The organism is Micromonospora sp. WMMD729 (assembly GCF_049315225.1).
GTDB lineage: Bacteria > Actinomycetota > Actinomycetes > Mycobacteriales > Micromonosporaceae > Micromonospora.
Genome location: NZ_CP186059.1, coordinates 3,812,049 through 3,837,534, shown reverse-complemented (window position 1 = coordinate 3,837,534; position 25,486 = coordinate 3,812,049). Strand labels below are relative to the sequence as shown.

The 25,486-nt window shown below is 71.2% G+C and carries 23 protein-coding genes; 19 read left to right on the top strand and 4 right to left on the bottom strand.

Annotated elements, in window-relative coordinates; genetic code table 11:
• The first annotated feature begins 144 nt into the window (after window positions 1–144).
• Window positions 145–1,707 carry a hypothetical protein gene (locus ACN263_RS17605; RefSeq protein WP_422735424.1) on the top strand — a complete coding sequence of 521 codons (1,563 nt, stop codon included), beginning with the start codon at window positions 145–147 and terminating at the stop codon, window positions 1,705–1,707.
• Between the two features lie 73 nt (window positions 1,708–1,780).
• Here the strand turns inward: ACN263_RS17605 and ACN263_RS17600 are convergent, their stop codons facing one another.
• Together ACN263_RS17600 and ACN263_RS17595 are read right to left on the bottom strand one after the other, a co-directional pair.
• Window positions 1,781–2,866, bottom strand: coding sequence for a hypothetical protein (locus ACN263_RS17600; RefSeq protein WP_422735423.1), 1,086 nt, complete (start codon window positions 2,864–2,866; stop codon window positions 1,781–1,783).
• 160 nt (window positions 2,867–3,026) lie between these two features.
• Window positions 3,027–4,541 carry a DUF1996 domain-containing protein gene (locus ACN263_RS17595; protein ID WP_422735422.1) on the bottom strand — a complete coding sequence of 505 codons (1,515 nt, stop codon included), beginning with the start codon at window positions 4,539–4,541 and terminating at the stop codon, window positions 3,027–3,029.
• A gap of 188 nt (window positions 4,542–4,729) precedes the next feature.
• Between ACN263_RS17595 and ACN263_RS17590 the strand changes: the two genes are divergently transcribed.
• From ACN263_RS17590 to ACN263_RS17520, 15 genes are all read left to right on the top strand, one after another.
• Window positions 4,730–5,371, top strand: a complete 642-nt coding sequence (locus tag ACN263_RS17590) for a TMEM175 family protein (protein WP_422735421.1) — start codon at window positions 4,730–4,732, stop codon at window positions 5,369–5,371.
• A gap of 104 nt (window positions 5,372–5,475) precedes the next feature.
• A complete protein-coding gene (locus tag ACN263_RS17585) occupies window positions 5,476–5,889 on the top strand; it encodes a DUF6069 family protein (RefSeq protein ID WP_422735420.1) in 414 nt (137 codons plus the stop codon).
• A 40-nt stretch (window positions 5,890–5,929) separates the two neighbouring features.
• A complete protein-coding gene (locus ACN263_RS17580) occupies window positions 5,930–6,283 on the top strand; it encodes a YciI family protein (protein WP_422735419.1) in 354 nt (117 codons plus the stop codon).
• A 20-nt stretch (window positions 6,284–6,303) separates the two neighbouring features.
• A complete protein-coding gene (locus tag ACN263_RS17575; RefSeq protein WP_422735418.1) occupies window positions 6,304–7,503 on the top strand; it encodes an RNA polymerase sigma factor in 1,200 nt (399 codons plus the stop codon).
• The gene (locus tag ACN263_RS17570) at window positions 7,500–8,078 is read left to right on the top strand and encodes a dihydrofolate reductase family protein (protein WP_422735417.1); all 579 of its coding nucleotides are present in this window, start codon (window positions 7,500–7,502) and stop codon (window positions 8,076–8,078) included. The genes ACN263_RS17575 and ACN263_RS17570 overlap by 4 nt, the downstream gene beginning before the upstream one ends.
• Window positions 8,079–8,221: 143 nt before the next feature.
• The gene (locus ACN263_RS17565; RefSeq protein ID WP_422735415.1) at window positions 8,222–9,163 is read left to right on the top strand and encodes an NBR1-Ig-like domain-containing protein; all 942 of its coding nucleotides are present in this window, start codon (window positions 8,222–8,224) and stop codon (window positions 9,161–9,163) included.
• Between the two features lie 314 nt (window positions 9,164–9,477).
• Window positions 9,478–10,203 carry a peptidoglycan-binding domain-containing protein gene (locus tag ACN263_RS17560; protein ID WP_422735413.1) on the top strand — a complete coding sequence of 242 codons (726 nt, stop codon included), beginning with the start codon at window positions 9,478–9,480 and terminating at the stop codon, window positions 10,201–10,203.
• A 36-nt stretch (window positions 10,204–10,239) separates the two neighbouring features.
• Window positions 10,240–11,124: a peptidase inhibitor family I36 protein gene (locus tag ACN263_RS17555; RefSeq protein ID WP_422735411.1), complete on the top strand. Its 885-nt coding sequence runs from the start codon at window positions 10,240–10,242 to the stop codon at window positions 11,122–11,124.
• A gap of 6 nt (window positions 11,125–11,130) precedes the next feature.
• Window positions 11,131–12,054, top strand: a complete 924-nt coding sequence (locus ACN263_RS17550) for a SpoIID/LytB domain-containing protein (RefSeq protein WP_422735409.1) — start codon at window positions 11,131–11,133, stop codon at window positions 12,052–12,054.
• 121 nt (window positions 12,055–12,175) lie between these two features.
• The gene (locus ACN263_RS17545; protein ID WP_422740731.1) at window positions 12,176–12,832 is read left to right on the top strand and encodes a GntR family transcriptional regulator; all 657 of its coding nucleotides are present in this window, start codon (window positions 12,176–12,178) and stop codon (window positions 12,830–12,832) included.
• 77 nt (window positions 12,833–12,909) lie between these two features.
• On the top strand, window positions 12,910–14,715 hold the full coding sequence (gene atzF / locus ACN263_RS17540; RefSeq protein ID WP_422735408.1) for an allophanate hydrolase: 1,806 nt from the start codon (window positions 12,910–12,912) through the stop codon (window positions 14,713–14,715).
• A 38-nt stretch (window positions 14,716–14,753) separates the two neighbouring features.
• Complete coding sequence (locus ACN263_RS17535; RefSeq protein WP_422735407.1) at window positions 14,754–15,443, top strand: cysteine hydrolase family protein; 690 nt, start codon at window positions 14,754–14,756, stop codon at window positions 15,441–15,443.
• Between the two features lie 8 nt (window positions 15,444–15,451).
• Window positions 15,452–16,144 (top strand): cysteine hydrolase family protein, encoded by a 693-nt coding sequence (locus ACN263_RS17530; protein ID WP_422735405.1) that lies wholly within the window; start codon window positions 15,452–15,454, stop codon window positions 16,142–16,144.
• Window positions 16,145–16,156: 12 nt separating this feature from the next.
• A complete protein-coding gene (locus ACN263_RS17525) occupies window positions 16,157–17,785 on the top strand; it encodes a regulator (protein ID WP_422735404.1) in 1,629 nt (542 codons plus the stop codon).
• Window positions 17,786–17,823: 38 nt separating this feature from the next.
• Entirely contained in the window at window positions 17,824–18,210 is a 387-nt protein-coding gene (locus tag ACN263_RS17520) for an AtzH-like domain-containing protein (protein ID WP_422735402.1), read from the top strand.
• A 93-nt stretch (window positions 18,211–18,303) separates the two neighbouring features.
• On the opposite strand, the gene ACN263_RS17515 is transcribed toward ACN263_RS17520, so the two are convergent.
• On the bottom strand, window positions 18,304–18,585 hold the full coding sequence (locus ACN263_RS17515; RefSeq protein WP_422735401.1) for a hypothetical protein: 282 nt from the start codon (window positions 18,583–18,585) through the stop codon (window positions 18,304–18,306).
• Between the two features lie 1,410 nt (window positions 18,586–19,995).
• Between ACN263_RS17515 and ACN263_RS17510 the strand changes: the two genes are divergently transcribed.
• From ACN263_RS17510 to ACN263_RS17500, 3 genes are all read left to right on the top strand, one after another.
• On the top strand, window positions 19,996–21,459 hold the full coding sequence (locus tag ACN263_RS17510; RefSeq protein ID WP_422735400.1) for an endo-1,4-beta-xylanase: 1,464 nt from the start codon (window positions 19,996–19,998) through the stop codon (window positions 21,457–21,459).
• Between the two features lie 162 nt (window positions 21,460–21,621).
• Window positions 21,622–23,406, top strand: a complete 1,785-nt coding sequence (locus ACN263_RS17505; protein ID WP_422735399.1) for a hypothetical protein — start codon at window positions 21,622–21,624, stop codon at window positions 23,404–23,406.
• 39 nt (window positions 23,407–23,445) lie between these two features.
• Window positions 23,446–24,516, top strand: coding sequence for a glycosyltransferase family 2 protein (locus ACN263_RS17500; protein ID WP_422735398.1), 1,071 nt, complete (start codon window positions 23,446–23,448; stop codon window positions 24,514–24,516).
• Between the two features lie 26 nt (window positions 24,517–24,542).
• Here ACN263_RS17500 and ACN263_RS17495 read toward each other — a convergent pair whose 3' ends face one another.
• Window positions 24,543–25,475 (bottom strand): hypothetical protein, encoded by a 933-nt coding sequence (locus tag ACN263_RS17495; RefSeq protein ID WP_422735397.1) that lies wholly within the window; start codon window positions 25,473–25,475, stop codon window positions 24,543–24,545.
• Window positions 25,476–25,486: the final 11 nt, after the last annotated feature.

Sequence of the window (25,486 nt, the reverse complement as noted above, 5' to 3'; positions counted from 1 at the left end):
TGCGCCGAACGTAGGACTTATTCGCATAAGTCCGGTTGATGTGAGTTCGGCTCTACTACGTTTCCCCGTGGGAGCGACAACCGATTTGTCGCTGTCTGCGCCGACTGAGGCGTCAGAGACACGGTGTACGGAGAAGGGCCAGACATGTCCAACCATCGACACCCGAACGTCAGCGCTGCGGCGGCAGACCAGCCCCGTCCGTCGAGGAAGCGCCGGGCCCGTTGGCTCGTCGCCGGGGTGGCCGGACTGACCGGGGTCGCCGGTCTGGCGGCCGTCAGCGCGCCCGCAGGGCTGACCGGCGCCCTCGGAGCGGGCGGCGGACTGCTCGGGAAACAGGTCCTCGCCGGCAGCAGCCGGGCGGACGACGACAGCGGAAAGCACGACCCGGGCGGTCGCGACAAGGAGCACGGGGGCGACAAGGAGCGCGGGGGCGACGACTGGAGCGGTGGCGGTCGGGACGCCTGGGACGTGCCGTGCGGCGCCAACGAGCTGATCGCGGCGATCGTCCGCGCGAACGCCGGTCACGGGGCGAAGCTCCGGCTCGCCAAGGGGTGCACGTACACCCTCACCGCGTCCGCGCCCCAGCCACCCGTGCCCCACGGCCCCGTCGGCCTGCCGATCGTCACCCAGCCGATCACGATCGACGGCAACGGTTCCACCATCGTCCGCGCGGCCAACGCCACGCCGTTCCGGATCCTCGAGGTGGGGGCCGGCGGTGACCTGAAGCTCCGGGACGCCACCGTCAAGGGCGGCGACGACACGAGTGGGCTCGGCGGCGGCGGTGGCGGCATCCGCGTCGACGTCGGCGGCCGGGCCACCCTGGAGAACATCGACGTCGTCTTCAACCACTCCAACGGCTCCGGCGGAGGCATCGCCAACTTCGGTGACACCAGGATCCTCGGCCGCAGCGAGCAGGGCGGCAAGGACAAGGACGGCAAGGACCGGGAGCGGTACGGCGACGACGAGAGCCGGATCAGCGACAACGGCGCGCTGTACGACGGCGGCGGTGTCCACAACAACGGCAACCTCACCATGCGGAACACCCGGATCAGCGACAACAACTCGATCGGGACCTTCACCATCGTGCCGATCGGCGGTACGGGCGGCGGCCTGTCGAACTCCAGCGTCGCCGTGCTCGACAACGTCCGGGTGCACCACAACAGCTCCGGCTTCCGGGGCGGCGGCATCCGCAACGGGATCAACGCCACCACCACGGCCCGGAACATCGAGGTCACCGAGAACACGACCGGCAGCGAGGGCGGCGGGATCTTCACCGACGGCGTCTTCCAGCTTCAGCACGGAAAGATCGTTCGTAACGACGCCGGCCAACGCGGCGGCGGCGTCTTCAACCAGATCGGCCAGTTCGTGGCCGAGGACAGCCAGATCAGTGAGAACGCCGCCAGCACGAGAAGCACCATCGAGAACGGCGGCGGCGTCTACAACGGCAGCGGGGAGGTCGTCCTGCGGCACACCGTCGTGGCCCGCAACAAGGCGTTCGGCACGAACTCGCGCGGCGGCGGGATCTACAACAACGCCAGGCTCACCCTCACCGCGTCGAAGGTCACGGAGAACGTCTCCGTCGTGGCGCCGGGTGGGGTCTTCAACGACGGTGGTCAGGTCACGGTGGACGACAAGTCGGCCATCGCCGGCAACCGGCCCACCAACTGCACGCCCAGCGCACCGCCCGTACCCAACTGCTTCGGCTGACCGAGGCGCGGGTCTCCGGTCCCGCCCGGACCTGATCACCAGATCGGGTCCGGGCGGGACCGGACGCGTGCGGTCAGAGGCGGGAGGTGAAGGTGGCCAGGAAGCGGTGCGGGGTGACCGTGCCGGCGTTGTCGAAGCAGATCACGTCGACGTCGGCGTTGGTGGTGTACGTCCACGGCTGGGTCAGGTGGCAGTAGTTGCCGCCGGCGCCCTGCGCCACCACCTGGGCGTGCGTCTCCTTGAGACCGATCTGCGGGAGGGTCGCCAGGTAACGGCCGGCGGGCGCGATGGCCGCCACCGTGTTCGCGCCGACGCCGAGCACCGAGTTGTCGTTGGTGGATCCGCCGACGGCGGTACCCAGGTAGCCGAAGTACGACGGTGGGCCGAGGGAGCCGATCACCGGCCGGCGACGGTGGTACGAGAGGACGAAGTCGGTGTTGACGGCGGCCCCGGCCTGGTCGTAGCAGAAGACGTACACCTGCACCTCGGTGCCGACCGCGCCCCAGGAGTTGACCTTGCACCGGCGGGGTCCGGCGTTCGGCTGGACGGCGGTGACCTGCACGTCGCCGGCGAGCACGCCGGCCAGTCCGACGCCGGGGAGTCGTACCAGGTACTGCCCGACGCCCACCGGTCCGACGGCGTTCACCGCGCCGGTCGAGTTGTACGACTGCACCATCACGCCGCTGGTCCACTGCACGTACGCGTGGGAGGTGCCGGCCGGCAGGACGCCGGAACTGGTCGTCCAGAGGACGGTGAACGGGGTGTCCTCGCGGGTGCCGCCGGGCCGGTGGCACTGCACGTCGACGATCTCGTCCGCGCCGGACTGGAACCAGCGGACCACCTCGCAGTAGTGCCCGGTCCGGTTCACCGGGGTCACGTGCGGCACGCCCCGCGAGCTGGCGCCCACCTGGGGGAAGCGGACCTGGAACCGGCCGGGCGCGAGCTTGACGCCGTCGGCCCAGGCGGCGGGGAACGCCGTCTTCCAGCTACCCCACTGCCGGCTGGTGTCCAGCACGGTCCAGGCCGGCACGGTGGGGTCCTTGACGAACGCGAAACCCCAGCGGTCGGCGGTGGCCGCGGCGGCCGGCGTCGGTGGGGCGAGCGCGCCGGCGGCCAGGACGGCGGCCAGTGCGGCGGTGACGAACGAGCGGAGACGCATGTGTTCCTCCATTCGACAGGGACGTGTCGGGGAGGAGTGTGCTTTCCGTGACGATGCGATGACAGTCGGCTACTGCGCGCTCCGGTGTCGGGTGTCCGCTACCGAACAGCGGCCCCACGCCTGCGCGTGGGGCCGCCCGGTCGGGTGCGGTGCGTGCGGATCAGCCGCCGGCGAAGGTCACCTCGGTGCCGCACTTGGCCTTCTGGTTGAGGCAGGACTTCACCAGGGGGCCGAGGTGGGTCGGGTCCCAGGCGTTCATGACGTCACCGTGCATGGAGGACGGTTTGCCGGAGGAGAGGCTGAGACCGTTCCCGCCCAGCGACTGGTAGTTGACCATGAAGGAGAGGTTCGGCACCGCCACCGGGTACTTGCCGGTGCAGACGCCGTTGACCGGGTCGCCCATGTGCGACTTGTGGTCGGGGGAGTCGATGTTCCTGCCGTCCCAGCAGTCCTTGAAGACGAGCTGGAAGATGAGGTTGCCGCCGGAGGCGCAGACCGGCCAGTTGCCGTCGGAGCTGCGGCCGGTCTCGGCACTGCCGGCACACCAGAACTGGTTGCTGCCGGCGTTCTTCGGGGTGTCCACCTGCTTCTTGGCGTCGCCCTCGACCATCCGCAGGCCCGGCGGGAAGGGCTTGACGGTGGACGGGTCCTTCACCCGCGAGCCGTAGTAGACCCGGAAGCTCTTCATCGGTACCGGCTTGCCGTCCTTGCGCAGCTCCGGTGTCCAGTACGCGCTCAGGTCACCGGGGGCGTTGCAGGTCGTCGTCGAGTTGAGCAGCTTGTCGGTGGTGGTGAAGGCGTCGATCTTCGGGCCGAAGAAGGTGTGCATGTGCGACGCGCCCGGCAGGCCGGGGACGACGATCGGGTCGTCCGGAGCGGAGTTGGCGAGTTCGCAGTCGGTGTGGAACTCGGGGACCCGGGTGGTTCCCGGCGTGACGGGCTTCGGCGTGAGCTTGTCGAAGGCCGCCAGCTCCTTGTCCCACCGGGCCTGGTCGACCGGCACCCAACCCGCCACGGGCGCGGTGCCCGGCGTGGTGGGCGTCGCGCCCGGGGTGGTGGGGGTGGTGCCCGGGGTCGTCGGCGTCGCCGGGGGAGAAGCCGGGGTGGGTGGCGTGCTCGGCGTGCTGCCGGTCGCGGAGCCGAACGTGAACCAGTTCAGGTTCACGAAGTCCGACCGGGAGGCGCTCTTCATGACGGCGAAGACGGTCTGCGGGCCGGCCGGCACGCTGGCCGCCGTGGCGGTCACCGTCGTCCACTTCTGCCAGCCGCCGGTGTGGGCGATCGGGAAGCTGGCCAGCAGGGCGCCGGTCTGCGTACCGAGGCGCAGCTCGACGGCGCCGCCGTCGGTGTTGTTCGCGGCGACCCGGGCCTTCAGGTCGGCGCCGGTGATCGAGACGCCGTCGTACCGCAGCCAGTCTCCATTGCCGAGCCAGCCGACGTTCCGGCCGCCGTCGGCGTCGCCGGTGCTCTCGGTCTGCGCGCCGGACTGGGCCGCGAAGGCCTCCGCCTGGATCCGGCCCGGCACGGCGACCTCTTCGGCCTGGGCGCCGGCGATGTAGATGCCGCTGCCGACCAGGGCGGCGGCGACCCCCGAGGCGAGCGTGATGCGAGCGATGCGGCGGCGCTTGCGCGCCCGGTCCGGCGGTGCGACGTGCGCGGGGGGAGGATTGCGCATTACCAGTGATTCCTTCGAGTCGACGATGGCGCTCTGTCGGATGAAGTATGTGCACGTCGGAGGCTTGCGGCAATCTGCGGAAAAAGAATTAAGGAGAGTCCTTGGCAAGCGACCTGGTGGCCGCCGAGTCGGTTCCGGATAACAATTTTTTGCCCTCGCATCCTTAAGTTTTTATTAATACTGATGGCATGCCTGCCAGGACTGGCGTCCCCCGCCTCACGCGTCAGCCGGGGCGGCTGGTCGCCTTCAGCGACGCCGTCTTCGCCATCGCCGTCACGCTCCTCGTGCTGGAGATCCAACCGCCGAAGGACTTCGGACACCTCCTGCGGGGCCTCGGCGCGTTGTGGCCGTCGTACCTGGCCTACGCGCTGAGCTTCCTGCTGGTGGGTCAGGTGTGGGTCAACCACCACGTCATGTTCGACCGTGTCCGGCACGTCGACCGTCAGGTCCTGTTCCTCAACACGTTGCTCCTGATGGTCATCGCGTTCCTGCCGTTCTCGACGTCGCTGCTCGCCGAGGCGCTCCGCGCGGAGCAGGGGCTGCGGACAGCGGTGGTCGTCTACGGCACCACACTGTGGGTGGCGGCGGCCCTGTTCAACGTCGTCTGGGCCCACCTCCGTCGGGCCCACCTCCTGGACCCCGACCTCGGCCCGCGCGGTGTCCGGGCCATCGGCCGCCGGTTCGCGCTCGCCCTGGCCTGGATCGGCTCCGGCACCCTCGTCGGCGCGTTCCTGCCCATCGCGGGCGTGGTCATCATCGCGGCCTTCCTGCCCGCCTACTACCTGCCCATCCGCGGTGAGGACGGCGAGTCCACCGACCGTCAGGGCTGACTCGACGAAAAACTTGGACGTGGCTGTCGATCGGGGCCGGGTCCGTTCGTAGCCCTGGTGAGAGCCCGGCATCGAGCCGGGCCACCCACCCGCTGGAGGGCACGATGACCACGACCGCGCACACCACCCGCGCCACCGGTTCGACCGTCGGCGCGCTGGTCCGGACCGGCCTGATCGCCACGGCCGCCGCGGCCGCCGCCACCATGATCGTCGCCGCCGCCGGACAGGCTGCGGGCGTCAGCCTCGACGTGAGCGGCGCTCCGATACCGGTGTCCGGATTCGGTGTGCTGACCACCGTCTTCTCGCTGGTCGGTGTCGTCCTCGCAGCGCTGCTGTCGCGGTTCGCGCGGCGACCGCGGCGGACCTTCGTCCGTACGACGGTGGCGCTGACGGTCCTGTCCCTGGTGCCGGACGTCATCGCCGACGCCGACACGACCACCAAGGCGCTGCTGATGCTCACCCACCTGGTCGCCGCCGCGATCGTGATCCCCGCCGTCGCGCGCCGCCTGGCCGCCTGAACTGCCACCATCGGAACCGTCACACCACAGGAGGATCATCATGAAGCAGTACCTGTTGTCCGTGCATTTCGTCGAGGGCGCGCCCGCCATGTCCGACGAGGAGGTGCAGGTCATGTTCGCCGAGACCGGCCGCATCAACGACGAGATGCAGGCCGCCGGCGTCTGGGTCTTCGCCGGCGGCCTCGTGTCGCCGGAGAGCGCCACCGTCGTCCGGATCGACAACGGCGCCACCACCATGAGCGACGGGCCGTTCGCCGAGACGAAGGAGCACCTCGCCGGATTCTGGATCATCAAGTGCCCGGATCTGGACCAGGCGCTCGCCTGGGCGGAGAAGTGCGCGGCAGCCTGCGGTCCGATCGAGGTACGCCCCTTCGACGACCTCTCCCAGGCCTGACCCGGAGCCGGTCGACCGACATGGACCTGGCGAGCGTCTACCGCGCGGAGTACGGCCGTTGCGTCGCCACCCTGGCCCGCCTCCTCGGCGACATCAACCTCGCCGAGGAGGCGGTCCAGGACGCCTTCACCACGGCCGTGCAGAAGTGGGACACGTTGCCGCCCAACCCGGGCGCCTGGATCGTGACCACCGCCCGCAACCGGGCTATCGACCGGCTCCGCCGAGAGTCGACCCGCGAGGCCCGGCACGCCCAGGCCCTGCTGCTCCACCAACCGGACGCACCCCAGGAGGTGGGACCCGTGAAGGACGACCAGTTGCGACTCATCTTCACCTGCTGCCACCCGGCGCTCGCTCCGGAGGCGCGGACGGCCCTCACGCTGCGCCTGCTCGGTGGCCTCGAGGTCCCGGAGATCGCCCGGGCCTACCTGGTCCGCGAGACGACCGTCGCGCAGCGGATCGTGCGCGCGAAGAAGAAGATCCGGGACGCGGCCATCCCCTACCGGGTGCCCGCCGAGCACGAGCTGCCGGACCGGCTGCCGCCCGTGCTCACCGTGCTCTACCTGATGTTCAACGAGGGCTACGCCTCCACCGCCGGGCCGCTGATCAGGACGGATCTCTGCGCCGAGGCGATCCGGCTGGCCCGCGAGCTGGCCGCGTTGATGCCGGACGAGCCCGAGGTGCTGGGTCTGCTCGCCCTGCTCCTGCTGATCGAGGCGCGTCGTCCGGCCCGGCTCGGCCCGGCCGGCGAGCTGGTGCTCCTGGCCGACCAGGACCGGTCACTGTGGAACGCCACGCTCATCGCCGAGGGGCACGACCTGGTCCGCCGCTGTCTGCGACGCAACCAGCCCGGCCCGTACCAGATCCAGGCCGCGATCAACGCGGTGCACACCGACGGCGCGGCCACCGACTGGCGACAGGTCCTGGCGCTGTACGACCAACTCCTCGCGCTCACGCCGAACCCCGTGGTGGCGCTCAACCGGGCGGTGGCGGTGGCCGAGGCGCACGGTCCCGAGGCGGCCCTCGCCGCGCTGGAGACGGTCGAGCTGCCCGGCTACCACCGGCTGCCCGCCACCCGGGCCGAGCTGCTGGCCCGGCTCGGGCGCGACGCGCAGGCCCGCGCCGCCTACGCCGAGGCCATCGCACTGACCAGCAACGAGACCGAACGCGCCTTTCTCGAGGCGCGTCGCAGCGAACTCACCCATGGCAGGAGACCAGCGTGACCGCCACCTACACCTTCGACGTCTTCAGCAGCCTCGACGGCTTCGGCAGCACCACCGGCAACTGGGGCGGCTACTGGGGCAAGCAGGGCCCGGAGCTGCTGGAGCGTCGCCTCGCCCTGTACGACGATGAGCACCGCATGGTCTTCGGTGCCCGCACGTTCGAGCTGTTCCGACAGCTGCTGGCCGACAGCACCGAGGAGTCCGGCGTCCGCGACGCCTGGGTCACCCGGATGAGGAGCCTGCCGGCGACGGTGGTGTCGAACACTCTTTCGGGCCCGCTCGACTGGCCGGACGCCACCCTCGTACGCGGCGACGCGGTCGACGTGGTCGCCCGACTCAAGGAGGAGTCCGAGGTGCCCCTGCGCTCGCACGGCAGCCTGTCGATGAACCGGACGCTGATGGCCGCCGGCCTGGTCGACCTCGTACAGGTGACGCTGTTCCCGGTGGTCACCGGTCAGACCGGAACCGAGCCGATCTTCCACGGAGCGGCCGACTTCGACCTGGAGTTGGTCGAGACCCGTACCCTCGACGGCCGGACCCAGGAACTCGTCTACCGACCCACCCCGCACAACTGAATCCGCCGGTTTCGCCTCGGCGTGGACGGGGCCGTCGACACCCCGTCTCGTCGATGCGCCACATTGATACTCGCCGTGGCCCGTTCGGTAGCCTCTGACACGCTCTGACAACGTCTGACAAAGTCGTCTGACCTGGGGGACTGATGAAGGACCAGCGTGTCGCCGCGGAGTCGGGTCAGGACGGACGACCCGCCGAGAGGTTCGCCGAGCAGTTGCGGGCACTGCGCAGCGCCGCGGGCGACCCTTCGTTCCGAAAGATGGCGGGGCGATCAGGACGGATCTCGCACACGACCCTGCACGAGGCCGCCGCCGGGACCCGGTTCCCCTCCTGGGAGACCACGCGGGAGTTCGTCCGAGCCTGCGAGGCGGACGAGACCCTGTGGCGGCGCCGCTGGGAGGAGGCGCAGCGCCCGCCGGCGGCAGCCCGACCCGGCGGAGACGCTGACCTCGCGCCGACGAACGCCGCGTCCGTACCGGCGATCGCCGCGTCCGCGCCGACGGAGCAGGGCGTGCTCCAGCTCGACGCGGATCCGCGGTCCGAGGAGCGCGTGGTGGGAACGCGTCGGTCGCGCCTGCCGTGGCTGAACGCCGCAGCGGTGGTGCTGGTGGTGGCGGTGGCCGCCGCCCTGGGCGTGAGCGTCCGTGGCCGGTCCGGCTCGGACGGCTCCGGCACAGCGAGGCCGTCACCGACCGTCTCACCGTCCACATCGGCATTCTCGGACTCGCTGATCCCCGGGGACTCGAGCAAGTTCGTCGCCGACGTCACCATCCCCGACGGCACCCAGGTGAAGGTGAACACCCAGTTCGACAAGGTGTGGGCGCTCGCCAACGTGGGCAAGGTCGACTGGCACCACCGGTACCTGGCGCGGATGGACACCGCCGCCGACGGCGCCGGCTGCCGGACACCGGATCGGGTGCCGATCGGTGACACGCCCCCCGGCGAGCAGGTGATGATCCGTGTTCGGGTCACCGCGCCGAGCCGCCCCGGCAGGTGCTGGGTCAGTTGGAAGATGGTCGACGAGGCCGGGCGGGAGTACTTCCCGACCCGACGACCGGTGTACTTCATGGTCACCGTGACCGCCTGAGGTCAGGTCGCGGTTGTCAGGTGCGGGCCTCGAATCAATTCGAATCAACCTGACAACACCGCATTCATCGAGGTCGGTGACGGCCTGACGGATCTGACAGGACACCGGGGGTACCGAACACCAGGGCACTTCTCGCAGGGTGATGTCGAACCGAGAACGACTCACCACTTGCGAGGAGGACCATTGTGCGCCGTCCCTGGTTAACCGCCGGACTCGTCGCGCTCTGCGTGGCCGTCGGCGTTCCGGCCCACGCGGGGGCATCCGGCGCCGCAGCGCAGCGGACCGCCACCACGGCCGCGCTGCCGGTCGTGGACATGGAGGCCACCGTCCTGGCCGCGCAGATCGATCCCCGCCGCCCCGACAACACCCTCACTCCCGGCGCGAAGAGCTCCGTGCTCGCCGTCGAGCAGGCGTTGCAGGCACAGGGCCTGCTGAACGCGCAGTGGGTCGACGGCTACTTCGGCACCGTGACCGTCTCCGCGTACGCCGCCTACCAGCGCTCGCTCGGCTACACCGGGCTCGCCGCGAACGGCCTGCCCGGGGTGACATCGCTGACCAAGCTCGGGCAGAACCGCTACACGGTCACCAAAACGATCGGACCGGGCGCGAAGGTCGCGCGCGACGGGTACGTCGTCAACGCCCGGACCCAGGCGATGCTGGCCGAGGCGCAGCGTCTGCTGGGCCAGACCCTGGTGCTCGAGCAGGGCTCGTACAACCCCGGGGGTGACCCGACCTCGGCCGGTACGCACGACGGCGGGGGTGTGGTGGACATCGCGGTCACCGGCATGACCGCGACCCGGCGCACGGCCGTCGTCCGGGCGCTGCGACGGGTCGGCTTCGCCGCCTGGGTCCGTGACCCGAGTCAGGGCGACTGGCCGTGGCACATCCACGCCGCGGCGATCAGCGACACGGACCTGTCCAGTCAGGCGCAGCACCAGACCGGCGACTACCACCTCGGCTTGAACGGCCTGGCCAACCGTGGCCCGGACGACGGTCCCCAGATCCCGATCCAGACCTGGGAGCAGTACCAGCGCGGGTAGTGACCCGCACCCTTCCACCGTTTCTGAAAGGACACCATGAACATCCGGAAGAGCCTGGCCGCCTGCGGCGTCGCGTTGGCGGCGGCCACCTCGATCCTCAGCGTCGCGTCGCCCGCCTCGGCGGCGGCCCGCGACGGGGTCTGCGACAGCGGCGAGTTCTGCTACTACTACAACAGCGACAACGCGGGATCGGTCTCGGACTTTACCGGCTCGCTCGACGACTACGGCACCGAGCAGCCCTCGTGCTACGACTTCAAGGGCGCTGGCGCCGGCAAGGGCCTGTGCATCAAGAACGAGGCAGCCTCGGTCTGGAACCGCAGCACCAAGACGGTACGCGTCTACTACAACAGCGGCTACGCCGGTTCGTACCAGGACTTCGCGGCCGGTGCGAAGGGCAACCTGAACGCCACGCTGAAGAACAACAACGCCTCGCACCAGTTCTCGCCGTCGTCGCGCACGAACCTGTCGTACGCGCTGTACCAGGCCAGCGGCGGCGCGGTCACCTGTGGCTTCGACGGTTACACCACCACGCCCGGCCGGCACGAGGGCATCGACATCGCCCGTAGCGTCGGCTCGGACGTGCACGCCCTGGTCTCCGGAACGGTCACCTACGTCGCGCGGGGCGCGACCGGCAGCGGCGGCCTGTCCACGATCTCGGTCTACAACTCCTCGCTGAACAAGACGGTGATCTACCTGCACACCGCGCCCAGGTCCGGGGTGAGCGTGGGCGACGCCATCAGCAAGGGCGAGATCATCGCCGACGAGTCGTGGCACGGGGTGTCCTCCAGCTCGGGCGCGCACACGCACGTCGAGGTCCGGTCGGGCCGGCAGACCCACGCGTCGGTCAGCGTCAACGACCCCGTCCTGGACAACGCCGACCCGACCGCGTTCTGGAACTCCCAGGGCTACAACGAGAGGTAGGACGCCGTGAATCTCCGCAAGGGCCTCGCCGTCATCGGCGCCGTCCTCGCCATGTCCACCTCCATCCTGAGCGTCGGCTCGCCGGCGGCGGCGGCCGAGCGGGACGGGACCTGCGACAGCGGCGAGTTCTGCTACTACTACAACAGCAACCAGGCCGGCTCGGTCTCCGACTTCACCGACTCGCTCGACGACTACGGCACGACCCAGCCGACCTGCTACGACTTCAAGGGCGCGGGTGCCGGCAAGGGCCTGTGCGTGAAGAACAACGCGGCGTCGGTACGGAACCGGACCGGCAAGACCGTGCGGGTCTACTTCAACAGCAACTTCGCCGGCTCTTACCAGGACTTCGCGGCCGGCGCGACTGGCAACCTCAACGCCACGTTGAAGAACAACAACGCCTCGCACGAACTGCTGAGCGGGCCGACGGGCTGTAGCACCGACGGCACCAACAGCAAGCTGCCGAGCACCATCCTCGTCTACCGGGTGGGTCTCGGCCGGGTCGACCGGGTCGACTTCAAGACGTACGTCAAGAACGTCCTCCCGAACGAGTGGATCACGAGCTGGCCGGCTGCCTCACTGGACGCCGGTGCGATGGCCGTGAAGAGCTACGCCTGGTACTGGGCGCTGCACTCGACCCGGAAGACGTCCGGCGGCCAGTGCTACGACGTCCGGGACGACACGGGCGACCAGGTCTACCGGCCGTCGTCGGCGCAGAGTTCCACGTCGGCGGCGGTGGACCGGACCTGGTCGACCCGGATGACCCGGAGCGGCAACATCCTGCGGGCGCACTACTGCGCCACCACCACCGCGTGCGGTGGCTGGGTGGACGGTGACTGGATGTCGCAGTACGGCTCGCGTGATCTCGCCAACGCGGGCAGCAGCTACCAGGCGATCCTGCGCCACTACTACCGCGACGTGGTCATCTCCTGACGTCACGCGTCGACCCGTGCCGCCCGCCGCGCATCCGCGGCGGGCGGCACGATCGTGGGCGGCCCGCCGCGCCCGCGCCGCCGGTACGGCGACAGGTGGCAGACTCGGCGGAGTGAACGACATGGTCGCACCGACGATGGACGGTGAGCTGGAGAGCGTCAGTCTGGTGGACCTCGCCGTCTCCCGGTTGACCCGGGAGATTCTCAGCGGCAAGAGCGATCCGGGGGAACGCCTCGTCGAGGAGCAGCTCACCCGTCGGCTCGGGATCAGCCGCGCGCCACTGCGGGAGGCGCTGCGGTTGCTGGCCCAGCAGGGGCTTGTCGAACATGTGCCGCGGCGCGGCGTCCGGGTGGCCACGCTCTCCGACCGGGACGTGCGGGAGCTGTACGAGCTGCGGGACGTCCTCGAACGGTTCGCGGTGCGGGCGGGGATCCCGGTCGCCCGGGAGAGCGAGCTGGCCGGGTTGCGGGCGACGCTGGAGGCGATGCGGGAGGCGACCCGGGTCGGCGACCGGATGCGGGTCGCCGAGTCGCACCGGGCGTTCCACGTCGCGCTCGTCGCGCTCGCCGGCAACCGCCAACTGTCCGCCGTGTACGGCTCGATCCTGGTGAAGTTGCAGCTCTACATGGCGATCAACCTGCGGCGTGAGGCGGAGGTGGCGCAGCCGTTGGACGGGATCCACCGGCACGAGCGGTTGTTCGAGGCGGTCGCCGGGGGCGACCCGGAGGAGGTTCTCGCCGTGCTGTCCGGGCACGGCGCCCGCTCCTACCTGGACTGATCGGCGGCCGACCGGCCGTCATGTCCCCGTTACAGAACGCGCCGCCCGCTGTAACAGAACGGTCGACAATCGACTGTATGCCAGAGCCAGTCGGATCCATCTCGGAGCTGCGGACGGCGTACCGCGAGGGCCGCCTCACCCCGGCGGACCAGGCCGAACGCGTACTCGACGGGCTCGCGTCCAGCGGCGGCGGGCCGGTCTGGATCAGCACCGTGCCGGCCGATGACCTGCGGGCCCGTGCCGAGGCGCTGACCCGCCACGGTGATCCCGCGTCCCCGCTGTACGGCGTCCCGTTCGCGGTCAAGGACAACATCGACGTCGCCGGGATGGTCACCACGGCCGGCTGCCCCGACTTCGGGTACCTGGCCGCGACGGACGCACCCGTCGTGCGCCGACTGCTCGACGCGGGCGCATTGCTCGTCGGCAAGACCAATCTGGACCAGTTCGCCACCGGCCTGACCGGCGCCCGCTCGCCGTACGGCAGTGGCGAGAGCGTCTTCGGCGGCGGCCTCATCTCCGGCGGCTCCAGCTCCGGCTCGGCCGTCGCGGTGGCCGCCGGCCAGGTCAGCTTCGCCCTGGGTACGGACACCGCCGGCTCCGGCAGGGTGCCGGCGGCGCTCAACGGGATCGTCGGCCTCAAACCCACCCGTGGTCTGCTCAGCACGGCCGGCGTGGTGCCCGCCTGCCGCTCGCTCGACTGCGTGTCGGTCTTCGCCGCCGACGTGCCGGACGCGGTGGACGTGCTGCACGCCGCCCGTGGCGTCACCCCGGCCGACCCGTGGAGTCGCCCGTTACCGGCGGAGCGGGTGGTCGCCCGCACGCCGGGCACGCTACGCCTCGGGGTGCCCTGGGCAGAAGACCTCGAGTTCTTCGGCGACACCGGGCAGGAGGCCCGCTTCGCCGCCGGCGTGCAACTGCTGCGTACCCTCGTCGGATCCCTGCGGTCGGTGCCGCTCGACGCCTTCTTCGCGGCGGGTGACCTGCTCTACCAGGGGCCCTGGGTGGCCGAGCGGCTCGTCGGCCTGGGTGACTTCCTGCGGTCGCGCCCCGAGTCGGTGTTGGCGGTCACCCGGGCCGTGCTGGAGACCGGCCGGCGCTACGACGCGGTCGACGCCTTCCGGGGGCAGCACCGTCTGCGGGAGCTGCGCGCCCAGGTCGACACGCTCTGGCAGGACGTCGACGTGCTGGTCGTGCCGACCGTCGGCACGACGTTCACCCTCGACGAGATCGCCGAGGATCCGATCGGCCGCAACGCCATGCTGGGCCGCTACACCCAGTTCGCCAACCTGCTCGACCTGGCCGCGGTGACGGTCCCCAACGGCTTCACCGCCGCCGGCCGGCCGGCGAGCCTGACCCTGCTCGGCCCGGCGTTCAGCGACACCACCCTGGCCCGGCTCGCCGCCGCCCTCACCACGGGCGGCGACGCCGTGCCCGGCCCGCCGGTCGGTGTGCCGCCCGCCGTGCCCTCGGCGGAGGTGCTGCTCGCCGTGGTCGGCCGGCACCTGAGCGGCGAGTCCCGCAACGGCGAACTGCTCGCGTACGGCGCGACTTTCGCGGGCGCCGCCCGTACCGCGCCGCTCTACCGGCTCTACCGGATGGACACCACCGACGGCGAAGGGCTACCGGGGTTGGTCCGGGTCGCCCCGGACACCTCGGCGGGTCACCCGATCGAGGTCGAGTTGTGGCGGCTGCCCAGCGCCGCGCTCGGCGGGCTGCTGGCCGGTGTGCCGGCACCCCTCTCGCTCGGCTGGGTGCGGCTGCACGACGGACGGGACGTGCTCGGCTTCCTCTGCGAGGCGTACGCCGCCGGCCCGCCGGCCGAGGACATCAGCGCCAGCGGTGGGTGGAGGGCCTACCGCCGTTCCGCCGCCGCCCGGCGGTGAACCGGGCCGCATCAGCGATCACGACAGGAGGCGAGAGGATGGGAAGCATCGGGCCGGTACCGGCCAACCCCTACCCGTGGCCGTACGACGGTGTCGCCGACACCGCGCGCACGGCGCTGCTCTGCATCGACTGGCAGACCGACTTCTGCGGTCCGGGCGGTTACGTCGACGCGATGGGCTACGACATCGGCCTCACCCGGGCCGGCCTGCCGGCCACCGCCCGGCTGCTGGAGCACGCCCGCTCGCTCGGGATGCTGGTCGTGCACACCCGCGAGGGACACGATCCCGAGCTGTCCGACCTGCCGGCGAACAAGCGCTGGCGCTCGGCCCGCATCGGCGCGGAGATCGGCGCGGCCGGCCCGGCCGGGCGGATCCTGGTGCGCGGCGAGCCGGGGTGGGAGATCGTGCCCGAGGTCGCCGCGCTGCCCGGCGAAGTGATCATCGACAAGCCCGGCAAGGGCGCCTTCTACGCCACCAACCTGGACCTCGTGCTCCGGACCCGGGGCATCACCCACCTGATCCTCACCGGCATCACCACCGACGTCTGCGTGCACACCACGATGCGCGAGGCGAACGACCGGGGGTACGAGTGCCTGATCCTGGCCGACTGCACCGGTGCCACCGACAAGGCCAACCACGAGGCCGCCCTGCACATGGTCACCATGCAGGGCGGCGTGTTCGGCTGCGTCGCCACATCCGACGACGTCATCGCCGCCACGGCGAAGTGAGGTGAGCCATGCCGACCATCGCCGCCGCGCGACCCGGCCCGTACTCCTTCGACCTCTCGACCACCGCGTTGCTCGTCATCGACATGCAGCGGGACTTCCTGGAGCCGGGCGGGTTCGGGGAGAGCCTCGGCAACGACGTGAGCCAGCTCCGCCGTACGATCGCGCCGCTCGCCGCCCTGCTCGCCGACGCCCGCGCCGTCGGCCTGGCCGTCGTGCACACCCGCGAGGGGCACCTGCCGGACCTGTCCGACTGCCCACCCGCCAAGCTCAACCGGGGCGCGCCGAGCAAGCGGATCGGGGATCCCGGACCCACCGGCCGGATCCTGGTCCGGGGCGAGTACGGCCACGACATCATCGACGAACTCGCGCCGCTGCCGGGCGAACCGGTCGTCGACAAGCCCGGCAAGGGCGCGTTCCACGCCACACACCTGGACGTCCTGCTCGCCGAGCGGGGCATCCGCAGCCTCCTGGTCGCCGGGGTCACCACCGAGGTGTGCGTGCACACCACCGTCCGCGAGGCCAACGACCGGGGGTACGAGTGCCTCGTACTCGCCGACTGCGTCGGGTCCTACTTCCCCGAGTTCCACCGGGTCGGGCTCGACATGATCGCCGCCCAGGGCGGCATCTTCGGGTGGGTCGCCGAATCGACGCAGGTCCGCGCCGTGCTGCCCACCACGTCCGCGTTGCAACCCTCCTCCTGACCGGGAGCAGCCATGGCCCTCTCGAAGCCCACCGTCGTCCCGCTCCCGTTCTGGGTGCGCGGCGACACCAACGCGTTCTTCGGTTTCGGCGTCAACGTCCTGGTCAACGTGCTCACCCTGACCGGGCTCTGCATCGGGGTGGTGAAGCTGCCCGAGGGGGAGGTGTTCGGCACCATCCTGCCGGCGCTCGGCATCGCCCTGGTCGCCGGCAACATCTACTACACCTACCTGGCCCGCCGCCTGGCCCGCCGCGAGAACCGGGCCGACGTGACGGCCCTGCCGTACGGGCCGAGCGTGCCGCACATGTTCATCGTCATCTTCGTCATCATGCTCCCGATCTACCTGCGCACCCAGGACCCGGTACGCGCCTGGGAGGCCGGCCTGGCCTGGGCCTTCATCATCGGTGTGATCGTGCTGATCGGCGCGTTCGTCGGGCCCTACATCCGCCGGTACGCGCCCCGGGCGGCGCTGCTCGGCACGCTCGCGGGCATCTCGATCACCTTCATCTCGATGAACCCGGCCGGGCAGATGTGGCGGATGGCCTGGATTGCCCTGCCGGTATTCGCGTTGCTGCTGATCGGCCTGCTCACCGACGTGAAGTTGCCGTTCAACTTCCCGATCGGGCTGGCCGCCCTGCTGGTGGGCACCGCGATCGGCTGGGCCGGCGGGGCGATGTCGGTGCCGGACGTGACGGCCGCCGCCCGGGACATCGCGGTCGCCGTACCCTCGTTCAAGCTCGACCTGCTGTTCACCGGGCTGTCCGACATGGCGCCGTTGCTGGCGACGGCCATCCCGCTCGGCGTCTACAACTTCACCGAGGGCATGACGAACGTGGAGAGCGCGGCGACGGCCGGCGACAACTACAACCTGCGCAGCGTGCTGCTGGCCGACGGCGCGGGCGCGGTGATCGGCGCGGCGCTCGGCTCGCCGTTCCCGCCCGCCGTCTACGTCGGTCATCCGGGCTGGAAGGCCGCCGGTGGACGCAGCGGCTACTCGATGGCGACCGGCGTGGTGATCGCCGTGCTCTGCTTCCTCGGCATGTTCGGATTGCTCGCGGCGATCTTCCCGACCGCGGCCATCGTGCCGATCCTGCTCTACATCGGCCTGCTGATCGGGGCGCAGGCGTTCCAGGCGACCCCGCGGGCACACGCCGCGGCCGTGGTCGCCGCGCTGGTGCCGAACATCGCGGCGTGGGCGACCGGGCAGATCGACAACGCCCTCGCGGCGGCCGGCACCAGCGCCGCCGCGGTCGGCGACGACGCGCTCAACGGCGCCGGCGTCGTGTACGACGGGCTGCTGGTGCTGGGCCAGGGCGCCATCCTCGCCGGCCTGGTGCTCGGCGCGGTGGTGGTCTTCGTCATCGACAAGCGGTTCGTCCGCGCCGCAATCTTCGCCGGCTCCGGCGCCGTGCTCTCGTTCGTCGGGCTGATCCACGGCGAGCGGATCGAGTGGAACGCCAACGGCCAGGTGGCGCTCGGCTACCTCTTCGTCGCGGTGCTCTGCGGGGTCTTCGCGCTCGGTCGGCCCACGCCGCGCGAGCCCGAACCGGGGGAGGCCGACCTGGACGAGTCGCCCGCCGTGGCCGCGCCCGACGCCGATCGGGAGGCCGGGACGCCGCAGACCGCGGCGGTGCGTGGCTGAGCATCGACCGGCCCGAGGAGAGGGAGAGGACGTACCGGATGGAGATCGATCGCGCGGACGTGGTCGCCGAGGTGGCGGCGGCCTTCGCCGGCTACGAGCGGGCGCTCACCGACAGTGACGCCGAGGCGATCTGCGGGTACTTCTGGGACTCCGACCGGACGGTGCGGTTCGGCCTCGCCGACCACCAGTACGGGCTGGACGAACAGCGCAAGTGGCGGGCCGCGCAGCCACCGCTGCCGGCCGGCCGCCGGCTGGTCGAGACGAGGATCAGCGCGTTCGGCCCGGACCTCGCGGTCGTGACGACCCGATTCGGGTACGCCGACCGCGCCGCCACCGGGCGACAGACCCAAACCTGGGTACGGCTGCCCGTCGGCTGGCGGATCGTCACCGCCCACGTCTCCGAGCCCGCGCCGGACCTCGGCTGACCCCGCCGCCGAGCCGGCACCCGCCCAGCCCGACCCAACGCTCGACCGCACGACGAAGCGCCCCGTCCGGTGTGGACGGGGCGCTTCGTGGTGTCAGCCGAACGGCGTGCCGGGCGTCGGACGGTCCTCGTCGGCACGCGACGGCGGCGTGGCCACCTCGATCCGGGGCGACCGGTCCGGCGGCAGATGGGCGGGGTCGGCGATGACGACCACGTCCACCTCGCCGTCGACCATCTTCTGCTCGACGGCCTCCCACGGTGCGCGGATGATCCCGTTCAGTCGGTAGTCATGTCGGCGCAGGTGGTGCAGGCACGTCGCGATGGCCTGTTCCGACGGCTCGATGTCGGCCGGTACCCAGATGATCGCTAGCTCCATGATCTCTCCTGATCAACGTCGTGGACGTGGCTGGGTGATCAGGAGCTGCCGGGGTGGCGGGGGACCCCGCGGTACGGGTCGACCGGTGGCCCGGCTGTCCAGGGGGCCGACGGCACGCCCTCGACGCAGCGGCCCGATGGTCGGCGGCGTGTCGGTCGCCGACGCGGTCAGGTCGGGGCCTCCGGCGCCGGTGTTGGTGGGCGCGGACACGAATGCGGGTACCAGCGCGGGTTGCGCTGGTAGAGGAAGAGGCGCGGGGACCGGCGTCGGTGACTTCTCGGCCGTCATCTCCGCCGGCCTGCGTGCCCGCACGCGGCGGTCGGCGGGGTCGGCGCGGGATGCTCGCACCGTCACCGGTGGCGACGACGGTGGGGTCCGGCGCGCGGTTGCGGAGGTGACCGGCGTCCACGCGTCGGGTGGCGGGGACGAGCGTCGGGTCCCGGATGTTCGGGTGGGCGGGGGAGTCGCGGGTTCGCCCGTCGACGCCCGTGACCCAGTGACCTTCGGCAGGGGCAGGGGGGTGGCTGTCGGCAGAGGAACTGCCGTCGGCAGCGGGACAGCGCTCGGCAGGGGCAGGGGCAGTGCCGTCGGCAGCGGCAGGTCGATCCGCAGGGGAGTGTCGAGCAGACCTCGCGCCGGCGAGCCGACGGGTCCCCCAGCGGTGGCGGTCTCCGCCGGCCCGGTGGTCGCCGGCGTCGGGACTCGCGTCGTCTCGGCGGCGGCGGGCTCGGCGCCCAGGGTCGCCGCGAGCGCGGCAGCGCCGAGTGCCACCGCGCCGAGCGCCACCGGTGGCGGGCAGTGCCTCGGCGGCGTCACGCGGGTGCCGCCGACCGTCGCGTCACAGCGGCATCGGCGCGTCGGCATCCCTGGCCGAGCAGTCGCTCGTCGACCCGCCGTGTACCACCCATGCGCGGACTGTTGCCCCTTGAGAACTCGGGCTACACCTGTCGCGGGCGATCGACGTCCCTCGCGGTAGAGGGGACCGGGACGGCCGACTCTGTGAGCGATAACAAGCATCGCACCCCTCGACATCACCGCACCATCCGGCCGCGCTGACCCCGCAGCAGTATCGGCTCGGGTCGATGCCGAGCGAGGGCCGTTTGTCCGGCTCGTTACGTCTTGACGAACAGCATGTTATCGCTCACCCTCGATGCAGAGGTCGGCGGCGTCGGTGACTCACCGGGCGGGTCCCCGTGGTCGCGCCTCGCCGTACGGCGTCCCTCCGGGCAACGGGCGCCGTCTCAGGACTCGTGTGGTTCCCGGCGAACGCCGGCCGATCCCGCGTGCGCCGGCGCCCAGGATGACCGTCCCGGATTCCTCGGCCCAGTCGACGCGCGCCGCCGGGAACAGGTCGTCCTGAGCGAAGTGGCACATCACCACCGCCGATGCACCCACTCCAGAAGGATCGACATGAGACCAAGAAAGACTCTGCTGGCGACGGCGACCCTCGCGGTCGCGCTGACCGCGGGTATGACGGTCGCCCTGGCTCCCACGGCCAGCGCCGGAACGACGTTGAAGGCGTCGGCCGCCGAGAAGGGCCGTTACTTCGGCGCCGCCGTCGCGACGGGCAAGCTCTCCGACAGCCAGTACGTCAGCATCCTGAACGGCGAGTTCAACAGCGTCACCCCCGAGAACGAGATGAAGTGGGACGCCACCGAGCCCCAGCAGGGTCGGTTCAGCTACACGGGTGGTGACCGTCTCGTCAGTCACGCGCAGGCCAACGGCATGAGCGTGCGCGGGCACGCGCTGCTGTGGCACGCCCAGCAGCCGAGCTGGGCGCAGGGCATGTCCGGCACCGCGCTGCGCAACGCCGCCATCAACCACGTCACCCAGGTCGCCACCCACTTCCGCGGCAAGATCTACGCCTGGGACGTGGTGAACGAGGCGTTCGCCGACGGCGGCAGCGGCGGCCGACGCGACTCGAACCTGCAGCGCACCGGCAACGACTGGATCGAAGCGGCGTTCCGCGCCGCCCGCGCCGCCGACCCGGGCGCCAAGCTCTGCTACAACGACTACAACACCGACGGCATCAACGCCAAGTCCACCGGCATCTACAACATGGTGCGCGACTTCAAGTCCCGCGGCGTCCCGATCGACTGCGTCGGCTTCCAGTCCCACCTCGGCACCACGCTGGCCGGCGACTACCAGGCCAACCTCCAGCGCTTCGCCGACCTCGGCGTCGACGTCCAGATCACCGAGCTGGACGTGATGACCGGCTCCAACCAGGCCAACATCTACGCCTCCGTGACGCGGGCCTGCCTCGCCGTCGCGCGCTGCACCGGCATCACCACCTGGGGCGTGCGGGACAGCGACTCGTGGCGTGGCGGTGACAACGCCCTGCTGTTCGACCGTTCGGGCAACAAGAAGGCGGCGTACACCTCCGTCCTCAACGCCCTCAACGCGGGCAGCGGCACCCCCACCACCCCGCCGCCGGGCTCCGGGGTCGACACCACCGCCTGGTACGTCCTGATCAACCGCAACAGCGGCAAGGCCCTGGACGTGTACGAGCGGGCGACGACCGACGGTGCCCGGATCAACCAGTGGACCCGCAACGACGGGGCGTGGCAGCAGTGGCAGTTCGTCGACTCCGGCAGCGGCTACTACCGGCTGAAGTCCCGTAACTCCGGCAAGGTGCTGGACGTCTACAACCGTTCGACCGCCGACTCCGCCGCGATCGTGCAGTGGACCGACGGCAACGGCACCAACCAGCAGTTCCGGCTGGCGGATTCCGGGGGCTACGTGCGCCTCATCAACCGCAACAGCGGCAAGGCCGTCGAGGTGCAGGGCGCGTCCACCGCCGACGGCGGCAACGTCGTGCAGTACGCGGACTGGGGCGGCAACAACCAGCAGTGGCAGTTGATCCGCATCGGCTGACCACCGTCGGCTGCACCGGTGGCGCGGACGCTCGTCGTCCGTGCCACCGTCACCGCTTCCCACCACGTCTATCGGAATGTGGCCGTTGCGCCGTGCGCGTGAACACGCCACGCTTCGGACAGCAGATGGACAAGCCCGGCACTATTGGAGAGCATCGATTTCATGATTATCCGGTCCGCCACCCCGCCACCAACCTCGGAAGACGTGACCCCCGACGAGATCCCCGAGGATCGGCCGCCGGCCGACTGGGGCCGATGGAACTGGGCACGCTCCGAATGGACCGTGGCGGTGGTGGCGAGCCTGCTGCTGGCGGTGGTGCTGACCTGGCCGACCCTGCGCCACCCGGCGACCACGATTCCCGGCGACCTGGGTGATCCGCTGTTGCAGGCGTGGCAGGTCGCCTGGTCGGGGCACGCCCTCCTGAGCAGCCCGGGCGATCTGTGGAACTCGAACACGTTCTACCCCGAGACGTACACGTACGCCTACAGCGACACCCTGCTCGGTTACGCCCCGATGGGGATGCTCGGCTCCGGCTTCACCGCCGCCGTGATCCACTACAACCTGCTGTACGTGCTGCTGCACGCGCTGGCGTCGTTCGGGGCGTACGCCCTGGCGCGGCAGCTCGGCGCGAACCGGTGGGGCGGCGCGGTCGCCGCGGTCGCCTGGGCGTACGCGCCTTGGCGGCTGGCGCACTCGGGGCACCTGAACATCCTGTCCAGTGGGGGGATCGCGCTGGCGCTGGCCATGTTGGCCCGTGGTCACGGCTGGTCGCTGCGCCACGGGTACCGGCCCGAGCTGCGCAAGCCCGGCTGGGCGGTGGCCGGTTGGCTCGTCGCCGCCTGGCAGGTCAGCCTCGGCTTCGGCATCGGCCTCCCGCTTGTCTACTTCCTGCTGGCCACGGTTCTGGTGGCGGCCGGCTGCTACGGCTGGTCCTGGTGGCGCAAGCGGGAACGGCCCCCGTTCGGCCGGCGGCTGCTGCTCGCGGATCTCCTCGGCGGCGGAGCGTTCGGCCTGGTGACGCTGCTGCTGGGCATGGTCTACCTGCGCGTCGTCGACCTCAACCCGCAGGCCGAGCGGACGCTGGACTGGACGAAGATGTTCTCGCCCCCGCTGATCGGCTTCGTCACCGCACCGGCCGACTCGTGGCTGTGGGGTGAGCGGCACGCCGCCGCACGCGAACAGCTCTCCTGGCCGCCGGAGATGGCGCTGCTGCCGGGCATGATGCTGATCGGGCTGGCCGCTGCGGGGCTGTTCCTCTCGGCGTACCCGCTGCGGCACCGGGTCGCGCTGGGTCTCGGCGTGGTCGGCACGGTCCTGTTGGGGCTGGGTGCCACCCTCGGCGGGGACGGGGACCCGGGCTACCTGACCCTGTCCACGCTCCTGCCGGGCTGGGACGCGTTGCGGACGCCCGGCCGGATGATGCACTGGACGAGCCTGCTGCTGGCGGTGCTGGCCGCCGGCGCGGTGACGGCGCTCGCCGAGTCGTTGCGCCAGTCCACCCCGCGCCAGTGGGCGCGGACCCTCACCCCGCTGGTCCTGCTGATCCCGCTGACCGTGGTCACCCTGGAAGGCGTCAACCGGACTCCCCACCCGACCGTGCCACAGCCCCCGGCCGCGATGCGGACGGTGCAGGACCCGATCCTCGTGTTGCCGGCCGGCGGAGTGGGCGACCTGACGTACATGTTGTGGACGACCGACGGGTTCCCGCGCGTGACCAACGGCCTGGCCGGCTTCGAGCCGGTCAGCCAGGCGCAGACCAGGACGGCGGTGGCGTCGTTCCCCGACCCGGTCAGCGTCGCGCACCTGCGGGGGATCGGCGTGCGGTCGGTGGTGGTCGTGCCCAGCCGCGTCGTGGGAACGCCGTGGGAGAGCATCGCGACCCGGCCCATCGACGGGTTGGGCATCACCCGGGAGGATCTCGATGGCACGCTGGTCTACCACCTCTGACCGGGTGGGTCGCGGACGCCCGGCTGCGGGCAGGGTGAGGTGACGAGCGTGCGACTGTCCGTCGTGGTGCCCTGCTTCAACGAGGAGGCGTCGGTCGAGCGGCTGCACGCGACCGTCTGCGCCGCCCTCGCCGAGGTGCCGGACGTCGAGGTCGAGGTGGTCTACGTCGACGACGGCAGCGAGGACGGCACCCTCGATGCGCTGCGCCGGCTGGCCGCCGCCGACCCCACCGTCTGCTACACGTCGCTGAGCCGCAACTTCGGCAAGGAGGCGGCGATGCTCGCCGGGTTGCAGCGCGCCACCGGTGACGCGGTCGTCATCATGGACGCCGACCTGCAGCATCCGCCCCGGCTCCTGCCCGAGATGGTGATGCTGTACCAGCAGGGCTTCGACCAGGTGATCGCCCGGCGGGACCGCCGTGGTGACCGGTTCGTCCGCATGGTCGCCTCCCGGTCGTTCTACCGGATGATCAACTGGTGGATCGACGTGCGCCTGCAGGACGGCGCGGGTGACTTCCGACTGCTGTCCCGGCTCGCCGTGGACGCGATACTGGCGATGCCGGAGTACAACCGCTTCTCCAAGGGGCTGTTCTCCTGGATCGGCTTCCGGACCGCCGTGGTGGCCCACCCCAACGAGACCCGGCAGGCCGGGCGGAGCAGGTGGACGCTCAGCAAGCTCTTCAACTACGCGTTCGACGGGCTGTTGTCGTTCAACAACCGGCCCCTGCGGTTGGCCATCTACGGTGGCCTGTTCCTCACCCTCATCGCGCTGGCCTACATGGCGTGGGTGGTCGCGGACGCCGTCGAGAAGGGCATCGACGTACCCGGGTACACGACCATCATCGTCAGCGTGATCGGGCTCGGCGGCATCCAGATGACCATCCTGGGCGTCATCGGCGAGTACATCGGCCGGATCTACTACGAGACCAAACGTCGACCGCACTACCTGGTGCAGGAGACCGAACACCTCGTCGCGGAGACCGGCGGGCGGCCGGGCCGGCCGGTCCCGCCCACACCTCGCGCTCCGGTGCAGGGGCAGCGGACCACGGTGGCCCGGGAGAGTCCCGCACCCCGGCCGGCGCCCGGTCGGCCCGGGGCCGGCGACCGGTAGAGGAGCGGAGCCGGGCCGGCGGTCGATCAGCGGCCGCAGGCCCGGCAGGCGGGACGGGTACGCAGGTGGTAGTCGCTGGACGCGACGAGCAGGCCGAGCCCCAGCAGGCAGTACGCCGACATCGCCACCCAGAGGAACGCGTCGGAGAACTCGCTCGCCGAGCCGGACGCCACCTGCGCCATGCCCATGCCGAAGTAGGCGACGATTGCCGTGCCCAGCCCGAAGCCCGGCACGAGCAGGAGCCGGCGGGGGATCGTTCGGCCGGCGAGCAGTGGCACCCAGCCCGGCCAGGTCTCACCCCAGGGCCGCACCAGGGCCAGCGGCAGCAGCACCCCGGCCAGCACCAGGCCGATCTCCAACCCGATCACGGAGGCGTCCTGCCCGAGGCCGTCGAGGCCCACCACGGCCTGTGCCGCGAAGCGGGTCACCAGTCCGGCCACCGCCAGGTAGGCCGCCCACCGTGCCCACGGTGCGGGCGACGAGCGTCGCCGGCCGGGTCGGATGGTCCGGCAGCAGGCGGGGCAGTCCCCACGGGTACGCCGCTGATAGTCGAAGACGGCCAGGCCGAGAAGCGCCGCTCCGATGGCGCAACCGAGCCGGCTGGCGAACGCCACCGGGTCGAACGACGGGCCGGGCGCGAGCAGCAGGAGGCTCACCAGTTCCGGCAGCAGGATCGCGGCCGACGCGACCAGCGCGCCGGTGACGACCCAGGCCAGTCCGGCGAGCGCCGGCCGCCAGGTCGACGTCCGGTCCAGGGCGACCGCCACCGCGCCCGCGGTCAGGCAGAGCACCACCGACCTCCAGCCGGTGAAGCCGAGCAGGTCGGACCCGAAGGGCGGGAACTCCGGGGCGCTGCCGACAGTCCACCACAGGCGGAGACCACCGTAGGCCAGGGCCCAGCCGAGCAGGGCGTACGTCAGGCCGTGGCCGCTGCTGCGCGTGCGGGGCGTCGTCGTCATACCTGCGATCT